This window comes from Pyxidicoccus trucidator, from assembly GCF_010894435.1.
GTDB lineage: Bacteria > Myxococcota > Myxococcia > Myxococcales > Myxococcaceae > Myxococcus > Myxococcus trucidator.
Window position 1 is genome coordinate 366,645 of the sequence record NZ_JAAIXZ010000009.1, and the last position, 17,552, is coordinate 384,196.

The 17,552-nt window shown below is 73.3% G+C and carries 4 protein-coding genes; all 4 read left to right on the plus strand.

Features of this window, described 5'->3' with window-relative positions; all coding sequences use genetic code 11:
• Window positions 1-381 precede the first annotated feature (381 nt).
• Genes G4D85_RS26010 through G4D85_RS26035 form a run of 4 tightly spaced genes read left to right on the plus strand, consistent with a single transcriptional unit; the run spans window position 382 to window position 17,537 of the window.
• Window positions 382-6,864, plus strand: coding sequence for a MupA/Atu3671 family FMN-dependent luciferase-like monooxygenase (locus tag G4D85_RS26010; protein WP_164016683.1), 6,483 nt, complete (start codon window positions 382-384; stop codon window positions 6,862-6,864).
• A gap of 6 nt (window positions 6,865-6,870) precedes the next feature.
• A complete protein-coding gene (locus G4D85_RS26015) occupies window positions 6,871-11,424 on the plus strand; it encodes a type I polyketide synthase (protein WP_164016685.1) in 4,554 nt (1,517 codons plus the stop codon).
• 56 nt (window positions 11,425-11,480) lie between these two features.
• Window positions 11,481-16,190, plus strand: coding sequence for a type I polyketide synthase (locus G4D85_RS49670; RefSeq protein ID WP_240359500.1), 4,710 nt, complete (start codon window positions 11,481-11,483; stop codon window positions 16,188-16,190).
• Window positions 16,191-16,235: 45 nt separating this feature from the next.
• Window positions 16,236-17,537, plus strand: coding sequence for a glycosyltransferase (locus G4D85_RS26035; protein ID WP_164016686.1), 1,302 nt, complete (start codon window positions 16,236-16,238; stop codon window positions 17,535-17,537).
• Window positions 17,538-17,552: the final 15 nt, after the last annotated feature.

Below are 17,552 nucleotides of genomic sequence, written 5' to 3' on the forward strand. Positions count from 1 at the left end.
TCAGCCAGGGAGTTACACTCTCGTCAGAGTTCCTTGAAATCCAGGGGGTTATGGGCCCTCGTGGGCTGCTAGACAACCCGTGAGAAACGAGAGATGAAAGGCAGCGGGCATGGCTCGACTTGGACTCTCCTTCCTGATTCAAAAGCCGCGGTGTCCCGAGGCGCCCCTCGCGGCGTCCGGCGCTCCGTGTCGCGTGGCGCCAGCCGCACCGGAGCAGGTCCTCCGGGGGGCAGCCCGTGCCGGGAGGCACTGACCGCGACGGCATTGATGACGCCGTCCGGATGAGGCCCGCACCGCCACCCAGGAAGTGAATCAGCCATCCGGGCGACGTCCATCCGTCCGGTCCGACAGACAGCCTTACGCCTGAGGGCGGGAGCACCCATGAGTGACCAGAACGAGAAGGCGGCCAGCGACTTCCCCACGCTCGTGGACCTGCTGCGCTATCGCGCGGAGCGCAAGGGCGACGCGCTGCTCTACCGCTTCCTCGAGACGGGCGACGTGGACGGCCCGGTGGAGGAGTGGAGCTACACGCGGCTGGACACGCGGGCGCGGGCGCTGGGCGCGCTGCTGCGCGAGCTGGGCGCGAAGGGCGAGCGGGCGCTGCTGCTGTACCCCCCGGGCATGGAGTTCGTCGCCGGCTTCATGGGCTGCCTCTACGGCGGCGTGGTGGCGGTGCCGTGCTACCCGCCGGACCCCACGCGGCTGGAGCGCACCCTGCCCCGGCTGCGCGCCATCGCCCAGGACTCCGGCGCGAAGTACGTGCTGACGACGAGCTTCATCCTGGAGATGTCGGAGCTGTTCAAGCCCCAGGCGCCGGAGCTGGGCGAGCTGCAGTGGCTGGCCAGCGACGCGGTGCCCGAGGCCCGCGCGGCGGACTGGAAGCTACCGGACGTGGACGTCGGCTCGCCGGCCTTCCTCCAGTACACGTCGGGCTCCACGGGCAACCCCAAGGGGGTGATGGTGAGCCACACCAACATCCTCCACAACGAGGCCCTCATCACCCGGGGCTTCGGACTGGATGCGTCGCGCTCGTCCGGCATGGGCTGGCTGCCGATGTTCCATGACATGGGGCTCATCGGGAAGGTGCTCCAGCCCATGTACCTGGGCTTCCCGTGCACGCTCATGTCGCCCATCGCCTTCCTGCAGCGCCCGCTGCGGTGGCTGGAGGCCATCTCCCACTACAAGGCGACGTGCAGCGGCGGCCCCAACTTCGCCTATGACTTGTGCGTGCGGAAGGCCACGGACGAGGACCGCGCGCGGCTGGACTTGAGCAGCTGGGACCTGGCCTTCAACGGCGCGGAGCCGGTGCGGCGCGAGACGCTGGAGCGCTTCGCGGCGGCGTTCGCCCCGAGCGGCTTCAAGTCCACCGCCTTCTACCCCTGCTACGGCCTGGCGGAGGCCACCCTCATCGTCACCGGCGGCACCAAGGGCCAGCCCGTCGTGCAGGGGCGCTTCGACGCGGAGGCGCTGGAGCGCGGCAAGGGCGTGGACGCGTCGGCCCAGGCGGAGGGCCCGAAGGCGCGGACGCTGGTGGGCGCGGGCGTGAGCGCGCCGGACCAGCGGATGCTCATTGTCCACCCGGAGGCGCGGGTGCCGTGCGCGGCGCACGAGGTGGGCGAAATCTGGGTGTCGGGCCCCAGCGTGGCCCGGGGCTACTGGGCGCGGCCGGAGGAGTCCGCGCACGCGTTCGACGCGCGGCTGGCCTCGGGCGAGGGGCCGTTCCTGCGCACGGGCGATTTGGGCTTCGTGTCCCCGGAGGGCGAGCTGTTCGTCACCGGCCGGCTCAAGGACCTGCTCATCATCCGCGGCCGCAACCTGTACCCCCAGGACTTGGAGCTGGCGGCGGAGCGGGCCCACCGCACGGTGCGGGCGGGCTGCTGCGCGGCCTTCAGCGTGGACGTGGAGGGCGAGGAGCGGCTGGTGCTGGCGGCCGAGGTGGATGCGCGCGACGGCTTCGACGCGTCCTCGGTGGTGGAGGCGGTGCGCCGGGCCCTGGCCGAGGAGCACTCGGTGCACGCGCATGGCGTGGTGCTGCTCCAGGCGCGCAGCATCCCCAAGACGTCCAGCGGGAAGATCCAGCGCCGCGCCACGCGGGCGGCGTTCCTCGCTGGCGAGCTGGAGGTGGTGGAGTCCTCGGTGGTGACGGGCGAGTCCTCCGCGCCGGCCGAGGACGCAACGCCGGCCGTGCCACTGAAGGAGCAGCTCACGACGGCGTCCGAGCCGGAGCGCCCGGCGGTGATGGAGCGCTTCCTGCGCCAGACGGTGGCGCGCGTGCTGCACGTGGACGCGGCGACGCTGGCGGGCGACACGGACCTGGCGGGCCTGGGTCTGGACTCGCTGATGGTGCTGGAGCTGCATGGCCAGCTGGAGACGCAGCTGGCGGTGCGGCTGCCCGCGGCCTTCCTCTGGCAGAACCCGACGCTGGCCTCGGCCGCGTCGCAGCTGCTGGAGGCCTGGAAGGGCGTGCGCCCGGAGTCCGCGCTCGTCGCGCCCCCGCTGGTGGCGGACGCCACGGGCGCGGAGGCGCCGCTGTCCTCGGGCCAGCAGCGGCTGTGGTTCCTGGACCGGCTGGTGCCGGAGAGCCCGCTGTACAACGTCCACTTCCAGCTGCGCCTCTCCGGCCCGCTGGACGAGGCCGCGCTGCGCCGGAGCCTGGACGCGCTGCTGGCGCGCCACCCGGTGCTGCGCTCCACCTTCCCGGAAGTCGGAGGCCAGCCGCGCCTGGACGTGCGGCCCGCCGCGCCGCTCGCGCTGCCGAAGGCGGACCTCCGCGCGCTGGCGCCCGAGGCCCGTGACGCCGAGCTGCGCCGGCTGTCGCTGGCGCAGGCGAAGGAGCCCTTCAAGCTGGGCGAAGGCCCGCTGGTGCGCGCCGAGCTGGTGGCCCTGGCCGACGCGGAGCACGTGCTGCTGATGACGCAGCACCACATCGTCACGGACGGCTGGTCCATTGGCGTGCTGGCCCGCGAGCTGGCCGCCCTGTACCGCGCGGCCGTGGCCGGCGAGTCCCCCACCCTGCCCCCGCCCGCGCTGCACTACCCGGACTTCGCGCGCTGGCAGCAGGGGCTGGGCGCGCTGCTGGACGGACAGCGTGCGTACTGGGGGCAGAAGCTGGCCGGCCTCCCGCGACTGGAGCTGCCCACGGACCTGCCTCGTCCGAAGGAGCCCCGCTTCCAGGGCGCGCTGCACCGACTCACCGTGCCCCGCCAGCTCGTGGAGGAGCTGCGGGCGATGAGCCGGCGCGAGGGCTGCACCCTCTTCGTCACCCTGGCCGCGGCGTGGACGGCGCTGCTCCACCGCTACAGCGGGCAGGAGGACTTCGGCGTGGGCACCGTGGTGGCCAACCGCGAGCGCGCCGAGCTGCGGGACCTGGTGGGCTTCTTCGCCCACACGCTGGTGCTGCGCGAGGACGTCTCCGGACAGCCCACGTTCCGCGAGCTGCTCGCCCGCACCCGGCGCACCTTCCACGAGGCGCTGGCCCATGCGGACCTGCCCTTCGAGGAGGTGGTGGGCGCGGCCCGCGTGGCCCGCGGCGCGGACAACCCGCTGTTCCAGACGAGCCTCCTGCTGGAGGCGCTGCCCCCCACGGACATGGCCGTGCCGGGCATGGCGTGGACGCCGGTGCTGCCGGTGCCGGATGGCGCGGTGGAGGGCACGTCGAAGTTCGACCTCCAGCTGTCTCTGGTGGAGACGGCGGACGGCCTGACGGGCGCGCTGGAGTACCGCACCGACCTCTTCGCGCCTTCCACGACGGCGCGGCTGGCCGGCCACCTGGAGACGCTGCTGCGCGCGGTGGTGGACGCGCCGGACGCCCGCGTGGAGGACCTGCCGCTGCTCACCAGCGAGGAGTCGAAGCGGCTGCTGGTGGAGTGGAACGACTTCACCCCGCCCGCGCCCGAGGACGCGGCCCGCTGCGTCCACGCGCAGCTTCGCGCCCAGGCGGCGCGCACGCCGGACGCGGTGGCGGTGGCCGGGGACGACGAGACGCTCACCTACGCGGAGCTGGACCGGCGGAGCGACGCGCTGGCCTGGCACCTGCGAAGCCTGGGCGTGGGCCCCGAGGTGCGGGTGGGCCTGTGCGTGGAGCGCTCGGCGCGGATGGTGGTGGCGATGCTCGGCGTGCTCAAGGCCGGCGCCGCGTACGTGCCGCTGGACCCTGACTACCCGCGCGAGCGGCTGGCGTACATGCTGGAGGACTCGGGGGCGGCGGTGCTGCTCACCGAGGCGCACCTGGACGGCACCGTGCCCGCCGGCCGCGCGCGCACCGTGCTGCTGGACGGCCCGGACGCCTTCGCGGCCGTGGGCAATGACGGGCCTCCGCCGTCCGGCACGGGCCCGGAGAACCTGGCCTACGTCATCTACACGTCCGGCTCCACGGGGCGCCCCAAGGGCGTCATGGTGCCGCACGGCGGCGTGGACAACTTCTTCACCGCCATGGACGCGCGCGTGGGCCACCAGCCCGCGGGCTCGTGGCTGGCCGTCACCAGCATCTCCTTCGACATCTCCGTGCTGGAGCTGCTGTGGACGCTCACGCGCGGCTTCAAGGTGGTGGTGCAGGGTGAGGGCGCGCTGCTGAAGGCGCCCGCCCGCGTCTCGGCGGCGCGTCGCAAGCCGGCGGAGTTCAGCCTCTTCTACTTCGCGGACGACGCGGACGACGCGGGGGGCAACCGCTACCGGCTGCTGATGGAGGGCGCGAAGTTCGCGGACCGGAATGGCTTCGCGGCGGTGTGGACGCCGGAGCGCCACTTCCACGCCTTCGGCGGGCTCTACCCCAACCCCTCCGTGGCGGGCGCGGCGATTGCCGCCGTCACCGAGCGCGTGGGCATCCGCGCCGGCAGCGTGGTGCTGCCGCTGCACCACCCGGTGCGCGTGGCGGAGGAGTGGGCGCTGGTGGACAACCTGTCCCAGGGCCGCGTCGGCATCTCCGTCGCCTCCGGCTGGCACGCCAACGACTTCGTCTTCGCGCCGGAGCGTTACGAGAAGCGCCGCGAGCTGATGCTCGAGGGGCTGGACACCGTGCGCCGGCTGTGGCGCGGCGAGACGGTACGGATGCCGGGCGGCGCGGGCACCCAGGTGGACGTGACGCTGCGGCCCCGTCCCGTGCAGGCGGAGCTGCCGGTGTGGCTCACCGCCGCGGGCAATCCGGAGACGTTCATCTCCGCGGGCCGGCTGGGCTGCCACGTCCTCACCCACCTGCTGGGACAGACGTGGGAGGACCTGGAGAAGAAGCTGGCCCTCTACCGCGACGCCTGGCGCGCGGCGGGCCACCCGGGCGACGGCCACGTCACCCTCATGCTGCACACCTTCATCGGCGAGGACGCCGGCAAGGTGCGCGCGGTGGTGGAGAAGCCCTTCCGCAACTACCTCAAGAGCTCCGCGGACCTGATGCGCGGCCTGGCGGGCACGCTGGGCGTGGACATGGGCTCCGCCGCGTTCACCGAGGCGGACCTGGACCGGCTGGCCGGCCACGCCTTCGAGCGCTACTTCGAGACGAGCGGCCTCTTCGGCACGCCCCGCTCCGTGCGCGAGCAGGTGGAGCGGCTCAAGGCGTCCGGCGTGGACGAGGTGGGCTGCCTCATCGACTTCGGCATCCCCGCGGACACGGTGCTGTCCAGCCTGCCTCTCTTGAACGAGGTGAAGGCCCGCAGCGACAGGGACAGCCGCCGCTCCGGTGGCGCGCGTCCGATTCCGCTCCAGCTCCGCGAGCACGTGGTGACGCACCTGCAGTGCACGCCCTCGCTGGCGCGCGCGCTGCTGGCCGACCCCGAGTCCGCCGAGGCCCTGGGCGGCCTGCGCCGGCTGATGGTGGGTGGCGAGGCCCTGCCCTCCCCGCTGGCCGCGTCGCTGAAGGCGGCGCTGCCGGAGGGCGCCGAGCTGGTCAACATGTACGGCCCCACGGAGACCACCATCTGGTCCTCCACGCACGGCGTGACGCAGGAGGCCGGGCCGGTGGCGTCGATTGGCTCGCCCTTCACCCGGACGCAGTTCTACATCGTGGACGCGAAGCTGCGGCCGGTGCCGGTGGGCGTGCCCGGCGAGCTGTTCATCGGCGGCGCGGGCGTGGTGCGCGGCTACCTGGCGCGGCCGGAGCTGACGGCGGAGCGCTTCGTGCCGGACCCGTTCGCACGCGAGCCGGGCGCGCGGCTGTACCGCACGGGAGACCGGGCGCGGTGGCGCGAGGACGGCACGGTGGAGTTCCTCGGCCGCGTCGACTACCAGCTCAAGGTGCGCGGCTTCCGCATCGAAGCAGGTGAAATCGAGGCGGTGCTGGCGTCGCAGCCGGCGGTGCGCGAGGCCGTGGTGGTGGCGCGCGAGGACGAGCCGGGCGACGTGCGCCTCGTCGCGTACGTGGTGCCGCGCGACGGACAGCCGGTGGATGCGACGGCGCTGCGCGACGCGGTGGCGCTGCGACTGCCCGAGCACATGGTGCCGTCGCTGCTGGTGGAGCTGCCTGCGCTGCCGCTCACGCCCAACGGCAAGGTGGACCGCAAGGCGCTGCCCGCGCCGACGGCGGCCCGGGCCTCGCGCGCGGCGTACGTGGCGCCGCAGAGCCAGCTGGAGCAGCAGATCGCCGAGGTGTGGCGGCGGGTGCTCAAGCTGGAGCAGGTGGGCGTGCACGACAACTTCTTCGACCTGGGCGGGCACTCGCTGCTGATGGTGCAGGTGCACACACAGCTCAAGGCGGCGCTGGGGCAGGACCTGGCGCTGCTGAAGCTGTTGGAGCACCCGACCATCAGCGCCCTCGCCCGCCACCTGCGGCAGGAGCCTGCCTCCGGCGCCGCGCCGGTGGAAGCCGCCCAGGACCGGGCGAAGAAGCAGCTCGAAAGTCTCAAGCGCCAGCAGCAGCGCGCAAGGAAGCAGGGGTAGAGCGTCATGGGTCGTCACAGCCAGTACGAGGGGGACGCGGGGCTCGCGGTAGCCATCGTCGGAATGTCCGTGCGGGTGCCCGGCGCGGAGGACGTGGACGCGTTCTGGCGCGTGCTGCGCGGCGGCGTGGAGGCCATCTCGTTCTTCACCGACGAGGCGCTCAAGTCGCTCGGCGTGGAGCCGGCGTTCCTCGCCAATCCGAACTTCGTCCGCGCGGCGCCCGTGCTGGAGCGGCCCGGCCGCTTCGACGCGGCCTTCTTCGGCTATGCGCCCCGCGAGGCGGAGCTGCTGGACCCGCAGCACCGCATCTTCCTGGAGTGCGCGTGGAAGGCGCTGGAGCACGCGGGCTACGCCCCGGGCCGCATCCAGGGAGCCACGGGCGTCTACGCCGGCTCCAGCCTGAGCAGCTACCTGCTGTTCAACCTGCTCACCCGCGCGGAGTTCCAGCAGGCCGAGGACACCTTCCCGGCCATGGTGGGCAACGACAAGGACTTCCTCGCCACGCGCGTGGCGTACCACTTCAACCTCAAGGGCCCTGCCCTCACGGTGCAGACGGGCTGCTCCACGTCCCTGGTGGCCACGCACCTCGCCTGCCAGGCGCTGCTGGGCTACCAGTGCGACGTGGCGCTCGCGGGCGGCGTGTCCGTGCACATGCCGCAGCGCTCGGGCTACCACTTCCAGGAGGGTGGCATCACCTCTCCGGACGGGCACTGCCGCGCGTTCGACGCCCAGGGCCAGGGCACGCTGTTCGGCAGCGGCGCGGGCGTGGTGGTGCTCAAGCGGCTGGAGGACGCGCTCAACGACGGCGACACCATCCACGCCGTCATCCGTGGCTCGGCCATCAACAACGACGGCGCGGTGAAGGTGGGCTACACCGCGCCCGGCGTGGAGGGCCAGGCGGAGGTCATCGCCCGCGCGCAGGCCGTGGCGGAGGTGTCTCCGGACTCCGTCACCTACGTGGAGGCGCACGGCACCGCGACGCCGCTGGGTGACCCCGTGGAGGTGCAGGCGCTCACCCAGGCGTTCCGCGCCGGCACCGACAAGCGCGGCTTCTGCGGGCTGGGCTCGGTGAAGACCAACGTGGGCCACCTGGACGCGGCGGCGGGCGTGACGGGGCTGGTGAAGACGGTGCTCGCGCTGGAGCACGGCGAGCTGCCGCCCAGCCTGAACTACGAGAAGCCCAACCCGCGCATCGACTTCGACAGCAGCCCCTTCTACGTCAACGCCACCCTGAAGCCCTGGCCGGAAGGCCCCACGGCCCGGCGCGCGGGCGTCAGCTCGTTCGGCATCGGCGGCACCAACGCGCACCTGGTGCTGGAGGAGGCCCCGGCCACCGCGCCCGGCGACGCGCCCCGCCCCTGGCAATTGCTGGCGCTGTCCGCGAAGACGCCGAGCGCGCTGGAGACCCTGACCACCGGGCTGAAGCAGCACCTGGACGCGCACCCCGAGCAGGCGCTCGCGGACGTGGCGTGGACGCTCCAGGCGGGCCGCAAGCCCATGGAGCACCGCCGCGTGGTGGTGTGCCGTGAGCGCGAGGACGCGCTGCGGGCGCTGGAGACGAAGGACCCGCAGCGCACCTTCACGCTGGCGCCGGGCAACACCGTGCCCTCCGCCGTCTTCATGTTCCCCGGCGGCGGCGCGCAGTACCCGGACATGGGCCGCGGCCTGTACGCCTCCGAGAAGGTGTTCCGCGAGGCGGTGGACAAGTGCTGTGAGCTGCTCCGCCCCCGGCTGGGCTTCGACCTGCGGCCGGACATGTACCCGGACGCGTCGCGCGCCGAGGACGCGGTGCGGAAGCTCAAGCGCACCTCGCTGGCGCTGCCCGCGCTCTTCACGGTGGAGTACGCGCTGGCGCAGCTGTGGCAGTCCTGGGGCGTGAAGCCCGAGGCGCTCATCGGCCACAGCCTGGGCGAGTACGCGGCGGCCTGCCTCGCGGGCGTCTTCTCGCTGGAGGACGCGCTGGCGCTGGTGGTGCTGCGCGGCAAGCTCTTCGAGGAGCTGCCCGGTGGCGGCATGCTCAGCGTGCCCCTGCCCGAGGCCGAGGTGCGCCCGCTGCTGGGGACCACGCTGTCCATGGCCGCGGTGAACGGGCCCTCGCAGTGCGTGGTGGCAGGCACGGTGGAGGCGATTGAAGCGCTGGCCGCGGAGCTGACGAAGCGCGAGGTGGAGTTCCGCCACATCCCCATCGACGTGGCGGCGCACTCGCACCTGGTGGAGCCGATTCTGGCGCGCTTCCAGGCCTTCGTCGGGACGCTGAAGCGCAACGCGCCCACGCTGCCGATTGTCTCCAACGTCACCGGCACGTGGATGACGCCCGAGGAGGCCGCAGACCCGGCGTACTGGACGCGGCACCTGCGGCAGACGGTGCGCTTCGGCGACGGCGTGCGCACGCTGGCCACCCAGCCCGGCCGCGTCTACCTGGAGGTGGGCCCGGGCCGCACGCTGGGCACGCTGGCGCGCCTGCAGCTCACGGGGCCCAAGGCGCCTCCGGTGCTCTCCTCGCTGCGCCACCCGCAGGACCCGGTGGCGGATGACGAGTTCCTCGCCACCGTGCTCGGCCGGCTGTGGGCCGCGGGCATGGAGGTGGACTGGAGCGCCGTACACGGCGGAGCGCGGCGCCTGCGCGTGCCGCTGCCCACCTACCCCTTCGAGGGCCAGGACTACTGGCTCGCGCCGGAGGCCGCCTCGTCGCGCCGCAAGGGCCTGGCGCGCAAGAGCGCGGACGTGGCTGGCTGGTTCTACCTGCCCTCGTGGCAGCGCGCGCCGCTGCCGCTGCCCACGGCGGCTCCGGTGGAGGCGCGCGGCTGGCTCGTCTTCCAGGACGCGCGCGGCATTGGCGCGGCCCTGGCGGAGCGGCTGGAGCGACAGGGCCACTCCGTCGTGCGAGTCACCCCGGGCTCCCGCTTCAACGCGGAGACGGAGCAGCACTTCACCGTGGACCCGCGTGAGCGCGAGGACTTCGCCAGCGTGCTGCGCGCGCTGAAGGCCCGCGACTTCAAGGTGGACCGCGCGGTGTACCTGTGGAGCCTGGATGCCCCCGTCGGCGTGGAGGCGCTCCCTCCCGGGGCGCGCTTCGAGGAGTCGCAGGAGCGTGGCTTCCTCGGCGTGCTGAAGCTGTCACAGGCGCTGGCCGAGGCGGATCTGCCCGGTCCGGTGGAGTTGACGGTGGTGGGCCGCGAGGCGCTGGAGGTGGAGAGCGCGGACGCGGTGGCTCCCGAGCACGCTCCGCTGGTCGCGCTGTGCAAGGTGATTGCGCAGGAGCAGGACACCCTGGCCTGCCGCTACGTGGACCTGCGGGCCCCGGTGGCGATGGCCACCGAGGCGCTGCTGCGCGAGGTGACGTCCGGCTCGTTCGAGCCCGTCGTCGCGTGGCGTGGCTCGCACCGGCACGCGCAGACGTACGAGCCGCAGCGGATTGAATCGGATGCACCGGCGGCCCGGCCCCTCAAGACGCGCGGCGTGTACCTCATCACCGGCGGCCTGGGTGGCGTGGGCCTGCTGCTCGCGAACCACCTGGCGCGGAACCATCAGGCGCGGCTGGTGCTGGTGGGCCGCTCGGGCGCGGGGGATGTGGACGACCGGCGCCAGCGCGCGGTCCAGGCGCTGGAGGCCGCGGGTGCGGAGGTGCTGGTGGCCCGCGCGGATGTCTCGGACCCGGCCCAGCTTCGCGGGGTGCTCGCGGAGGCGGATGCCCGCTTCGGAACGGTCGATGGTGTCATCCACGCGGCGGGCCTGGCCGGTGACGGCGCGGTGGCGCTGCTCAGCGGGCTGGACGCGGCCACGTGCGCGCCCCACTTCCGGGCGAAGGTGCATGGCACGTATGCGCTGGAGGCGGCGCTGGCGGGCCGCCCGCTGGACTTCGTCCTGCTGGTGTCCTCCAACGCGGCCGTGCTGGGCGGCCTGGGGCTCGCGGCGTACGGCGCGGCCAATGCGTTCCTGGACTCCTTCGCGGCGTCACGCTCGCGGGACGGCCAGGCGCGCTGGCTGAGCACCAACTGGGACGGCTGGCCCGTGGTCGCCGAGGGCGAGCGCGCGGTGCAGACCAGCATCGACCAGTTCGCCATGTCCGCCACCGAGGCGGTGGAGGCCTTCCGCCGCGTGGTGGAGGCCCCGCTGGCCGGACAGGTGGTGGTGTCCACGGGCAACCTGGACGCGCGGCTGGCGCAGTGGGTGCGGCGCGAAGGCGCGGCGGCGAAGAAGGACTCGGCCGGCGGCGCGCTGCACGCGCGGCCCACGCTGGGCACCGAGTACGTGGCGCCCACCGACGACGTGGAGCTCGCGCTGGCGCGGGTGTGGCAGGAGCAGCTCGGCCTGGAGCAGCTCGGCATCCACGACAACTTCTTCGACCTGGGAGGCAACTCGCTCCTGTGGCTGAAGATTGTCGGGCGCCTGAAGCGGGAGCTGGGGCGGGACGTGCCGCTCACCTCCGTCTTCGAGGCCCCCACGGTGGCCACCCTGGCGAAGAAGCTGGGACAGGCCGCCTCGGCGGAGACTCCTGGTTTCGAGGCCAGCCAGAGCCGCGGCGCACAGCGGCGGGAGCGGCGCAGCCGGCGCGAGTAGCGCGGCCCGCCGCTCTGTAGTGCAACACCGAGACACGCAACCCTGGAGTCGAAGACGTGGACAGCCGACCGACGCTGGAGATTGACGACGCCGACATCGCCATCATCGGCATGTCCGGACGCTTCCCTGGAGCGCGAAGCGTCGCGGAGCTGTGGGCCAACGTCCGGGGCGGCGTGGAGTCCATCAACCACTTCACGCGCGAGGAGAGCCGCGCGGCCGGAGTGCCCGAGGAGCAGTTGGAGGACCCGTCCTTCGTCAGGGCCGCCGCCGTGCTGCCAGAGCCGGAGTCCTTCGACGCCGCCTTCTTCGACATGCCGCCGCGCGAGGCGGAGCTGACCGACCCGCAGCACCGCGTCTTCCTGGAGGTCTGCTGGGAGGCGCTGGAGCACGCGGGCTACTCACCGCGTGACTACTCCGGTCTCGTCTCCGTGTATGGCGGCGCCACGCTCAACACGTACCTGTTGATGAACCTCGCGCGGAACCCGCGCGTGCTGGCGGCCTTCGACCCGGTGCAGGTCAACATCGGCAACGGTGGCGACTTCCTGGCCACCCGCGTCTCCTACAAGCTCAACCTGCGCGGCACGAGCCACACGGTGCAGAGCGCGTGCTCCACGTCGCTGGTGGCGGTGCACCAGGCCTGCCAGAGCCTGCTCAACGGCGAGTGCGACATGGCGCTCGCGGGCGGCGCGTCCATCAACGTGAGCTTCCTGCACGGGTACCGCTACCAGGAAGGCGGCATGACGTCCCCGGACGGACGCTGCCGGCCCTTCGACGCGAAGGCGCAGGGCACGCTGTTCGGCAGCGGCGCGGGCGTGGTGGTGCTCAAGAAGCTGCGGGCCGCGGTGGACGACGGGGACACCATCCACGCCGTCATCAAGGGCTCGGCCACCAACAACGACGGCTCGCTGAAGGCGGGCTACACCGCGCCCAGCGTGGAGGGTCAGGCGCAGGTGGTGGCGGAGGCGCTCGCCGCGTCGGGCCTGGACGCGGACGCCATCAGCTACGTGGAGGCGCACGGCACCGCCACGCCGCTGGGAGACCCGATTGAAGTGCAGGCCCTCACCAAGGCCTTCCGCGCCACCACCCAGCGGCGGCGCTTCTGTGCCCTGGGCTCGGTGAAGGGCAACGTGGGCCACCTGGACGCGGCCGCGGGCATCACCGGCCTGATGAAGACGGTGATGGCGCTGAGCCACGGCGAGCTGCCGCCCAGCCTCCACTACGAGCGTCCCAACCCGGCCATCGACTTCGACGGCAGCCCCTTCTACGTCAACGCGGCGCTCAAGCCCTGGCCCACGGGCCCCACGCCGCGCCGCGCCGGAGTCAGCTCCTTCGGCGTGGGCGGCACCAACGCGCACGTCGTGCTGGAGGAGCCGCCCCGACTTCCCGCCAGCGCGCCTTCGCGCCGCGCGTGGCACCTGCTGCCCGTCTCCGCGCGCACGCCCACGGCGCTGGAGTCCGCCACGCAGCGGCTGGCGGAGGCGCTGCGGAGCCAGCCGGGTGTGAATCTGGCGGACGTGGCATGGACGCTCCAGGCCGGACGCCAGCGCTTCGCGCACCGCCGCTTCGTGCTGGCGAGCAGCGTGGAGGACGCGGTGCAGGCGCTGGCCCAGCCGCAGGGCCCGCGCGTGCTCACCGAGTCGCAGGACGCGGTGGAGCGCCCGGTGGCCTTCCTCTTCCCCGGCCAGGGCTCGCAGCACGTGGACATGGGCCGCGCGCTGTATGACTCCGAGCCCGTGTTCCGCGCCGAGGTGGACCGGTGCGCGGAGACGCTGAAGCGTCACCTGGACGGACTGGACCTGCGCACGGTGCTGTACCCGAAGCCCGAGGCGGCAGAGGAGTGTGGCCGCAAGCTGGCGCAGACGTCGCTCACGCAGCCCGCCCTGTTCACCCTGGAGTACGCCACCGCGCGCCTGTGGATGTCCTGGGGCGTGAAGCCCGCCGCCATGCTGGGACACAGCATCGGCGAGTACGTGGCCGCGTGCCTCGCCGGGGTCCTCACCCTGGAGCACGCGCTGCAATTGGTGGCCGCGCGTGGGCGGCTGATGCAGGGGCTGCCCTCGGGCGCCATGCTCGCGGTCCCGCTGTCCGAGGACGAGGTGCAGCCGTACCTCGCGGCCGGACTGAGCCTCGCCGCGCTGAACTCCCCCATGCAGTGCGTGCTGTCCGGCCCCCATGAGGCGGTGGAGGCGGCACAGAAGCAGCTCAAGGACGCGGGCGTACAGTGCCACGTGCTGGTGACGTCGCACGCGTTCCACTCGGCGATGATGGACCCCATCCTCGACGCCTTCACCACCCAGGTGGCGGCGGTGCCGCTGCGGGCGCCCACCCTGCCCTTCATCTCCAACGTCACGGGCACGTGGATTACCGCGGAGCAGGCGACGAGCCCGCGCTACTGGGCCCAACACCTGCGCGGCGCGGTGCGCTTCGCGGATGGCCTGCACGCCCTCTTCTCCGACCCCAAGCGGGTGCTGCTGGAGGTCGGTCCCGGCCAGGTGCTCGGACGGCTGGCGAAGCGCCACCCGGAGTACACGCCCGCGCGCGCCGTGCTTCCCTCCATGCCGCTGCCGCAGGACACCGCGCCCGCCGGTGCGGCGCCGCTCGCGTACGAGACGCTCGGCCGGCTGTGGCAGGCCGGCGCCACCGTGGACTGGAAGAGCCTCCACGGCACGGAGCGCCGCCAGCGTCTGCCGCTGCCCACCTACCCCTTCGAGCGCCAGCGCTTCTGGGTGGAGCCCGCCGCACAGGCCCTGGAGGCTCCCGCTGCCAGCGCGAGCGCCTCCGCCGTGCGCGAAAGCGCGACGCCCCAGGCGCAGGCGCCGATGGAACAGTGGTTCTACGTGCCCTCCTGGAAGCGCGCGCCCCTGGCGTCGGCATCCACGAAGGAGTCCGCGCGTCGCGTCTGGCTGGTGCTGGAGGATGAGGTCTCCGCCGGTGATGCGGTGCTGGCCCCGGAGCCCGGCGAGGAGCGCATCGTCATCCGCGTGCGGCCCGGAACGGGCTACTCCCAAAAGGGAGAGCGGGACTTCACCTTGGCGCCGGACTCGGTCGCTGACTTCGGCGCGCTCTTGGGAGCCCTGCGTGCAGCGACGCTGCTTCCCGATGCAGTGCTGCACCTGTGGAGCCTCACGCGCGACGTGCCCGCCTCCTTCGCCCAGGCGCAGCCCGGCGGCTACCTGAGCCTCCTGGCCCTGTCGCGAGCCCTGGCCGAGCATGCGCCGGACCGCCCCTGCGGCGTCTGGGTGGTGTCCAACCACCTGCATGACGTGACGGGCGACGAGGCGTTGTCCCCGGAGAAGGCCACCCTGCTGGGCCCGTGCCGCGTGGTGCCGCAGGAACACCCGCACCTCGCCTTCCGCAACGTCGACGTGGTGCTGCCTTCCGCGAGCACGCAGCTTCCTGAAAGCACCGTGCGCGCCCTGCGCGCCGAATTGCGCTCCGCCAGTCCCGACGCCGTGGTGGCGCTGCGCGGACCGCACCGCTGGGCGCAGGCCGTGGAGCCGCTGTCGCTGCCCCAGCCCGCTTCCACTCCGGTGCGCGAGGGCGGCGTGTACCTCGTCACCCACGGACTGGGCGGCATGGGCGCCATGCAGGCCCGGGGGCTCGCGCGGGGCGCGAGGGGCGTGAAGCTGGTGTGCGTGGAGGCTCCTGGCCTCCCCGCGCGCGACACGTGGGACGCGTACCTCGCTGGCCACGCCGCGACGGACGCGGTGGCACAGCGCCTCCGCCGCGCGCGCGAATTGGAGTCGCTGGGCGCCGAGGTGGTGGTGCTCGAAGCGGACCTGGGCAGCCTGGAGTCGATGAAGGCGGCCGTGGAAGCGACGGTGGCCCGCTTCGGCGCGCTGCACGGCGTGGTGCATGGCGCGTGGCTGCCTCCGGACAGGGTGGCGCGACTGGTCTCCGAGACGGACGCCAGCGTCAACGCGTGGCACTTCGAGCCGCGCGCCCGGGGCCTGGCCCTGCTGGACGCGGCGCTGGGAGACCGGGCGCTCGACTTCCGCGTGGTGGGCTCCTCCGTCTCCGCGGTGCTGGGTGGCGTGGCCACTGCCGCGCACGCGGCGGCGAGCCTGTACCAGGACGCCTTCGCCCAGGCCCGCTCCCGCGAGGGCCGGCACTGGCTGAGCCTGGGCTGGGACGTGGTGCGCGTGGAGGACTACGGCGCGCACCCCGGCACCCGGGGCGCGGAGCTGGACCGGCTCGCCCTCTCCCCCGAGCAGGGCGCCGACGCCTTCACTCGCGCAATCGCACACGCCACGGGCCCCTACATGGCCGTGTCCACGCATGACCTGGGCGCGCGCCTGAGCCGCTGGGTGGCGCCTCGCGAGACGGCACCCGCCGCGACGACCGGGGCCGAGCCCGATGCGAGCACGCGTCCCCTGCACGCCCGCCCCGCCAGCCTGCGCAGCGCGTACGTGGCGCCGTCCTCGGAGCTGGAGCGCACGCTGGTGGACCTGTGGCAGCAGTCGCTCGGCGTGGGCCCCATCGGCATCCAGGACAACTTCTTCGAGCTCGGAGGTGACTCGCTCATCGCCGTGCAGCTCAGCGACAGGCTAAAGCGGAAGCTGAAGGTGGACGTGCCGGCCTCCAGTCTCTACGAGGGCGTCACCGTGCAGGCCCTGGCGGCGCTGCTCAAGCCGCCCGAGGCGGGCCCCGGCGGAGCCGCCGCCGAGGCTGAGGAGCGCGAGTCCGCCCTCCAGCGCCGCAAGCAGAACCTCCAGCGTCAGCGCTCGCGCCGGCGCGCCGACGAAGAAGAGGAGGACGGCGCCTGAGCCCGCTCCCCTCTCGTTAGCGGTAGTCTCCAGCCCCCACACTCCATGCGCGCGGTCCTCACCAACTTCGGAACTCTCGGCGACGTGCAGCCCTTCCTGGCGCTGGCCGTCGAGCTGAAACGCCACGGCCACCACCCGGTGCTGGCCGCCGCGCCCTCGTACCGGGCGATGGCGGAGTCACTGGGCATCGACTTCGCCCCAGTGGGCCCGGACCTGCGCCAGGCGCAGAGCGGCATCACCCAGGCGATGATGGCGGCCCCGGACGTGCTCCAGTCCACTGGCGGCATGTTCCAGCTCTTCCAGCCGCTGGCGGAGGCGCTGCCTCGCATGCTGGAGGACTTGCGCGAGGTGTGCCGGGGCGCGGACGTGCTCGTCAGCGGCCGCGTGCAGCCCGCCGCGCGCATGGTGCATGACCTGACGCACGTGCCCTTCGTCACGGTGCTGGTGGAGCACAGCGGCAGCGGCGGAGGGAATCCCGCCTTCCAGGCCGCGGTGCGCGCGCTGGTGAACCCGCTGCGCGACTCGCTGCGCCTGCCTCCGCTGGAGAACCCGCTGGTGGACGGCCTGTCGCCGCAGCTCGTCCTCACCGCGCTCAGCCGGCACGTGCGCCCGCCGCCCGCGGACCTGCCGCCGCACCACCACACCGTCGGCTACTTCTTCCTCGACGAGCCGGACTTCACCCCGGACGCGGAGCTGGCCGCCTTCCTCGCGGAGGGCGAGCCTCCGGTGTGCATCACCTTCGGCAGCATGACTCACGAGGACCCGGCCGCGCTGACGGACGCGCTGGTGGAGGGCTCGGTGCGCGCCGGACGGCGGGCGCTCATCCAGCACGGCTGGAGCGGCCTGGGCCAGCGGACCCTGCCTCCCACGGTGCGCGCGCTCGGGCAGGTGCCACACGCGTGGTTGCTTCCCCGCGTGTCGTGCGTCGTCCACCATGGCGGCGCGGGCACGACGGGTGCCGCATTCCGCGCGGGAGTTCCGCAGGTGGTGGTGCCGCACACGTATGACCAGTTCACCTGGGGCGAGCTGGTGCAGGAACTGGGCTGCGGTGGGCCCGCGGTCCCCATCGGCGAGCTGAGCGCGGTGCGGCTGTCGGAAGCTCTCGATACGGTGCTCACCGCGACGCGCTACCGCGAGGCGGCGGCGCTGCTGGGCGAGAACCTCCGCTCCGAGCATGGGGCGGCGAAGGCGCGCCACCTCATCGAGGACCTGGTGCGGCGGGTGGGGCTGTCGACGGCTACGGCGGACGACGGCGCGGCGGACGAAGCAACGGATGACGATGGCGCCCGGCAGCAGCGGCGCCGAGCCGCGCTCAAGCAGCAGCGGGCGCGGAAGACGGAAACCTGAGCGGTACGCGGGAGA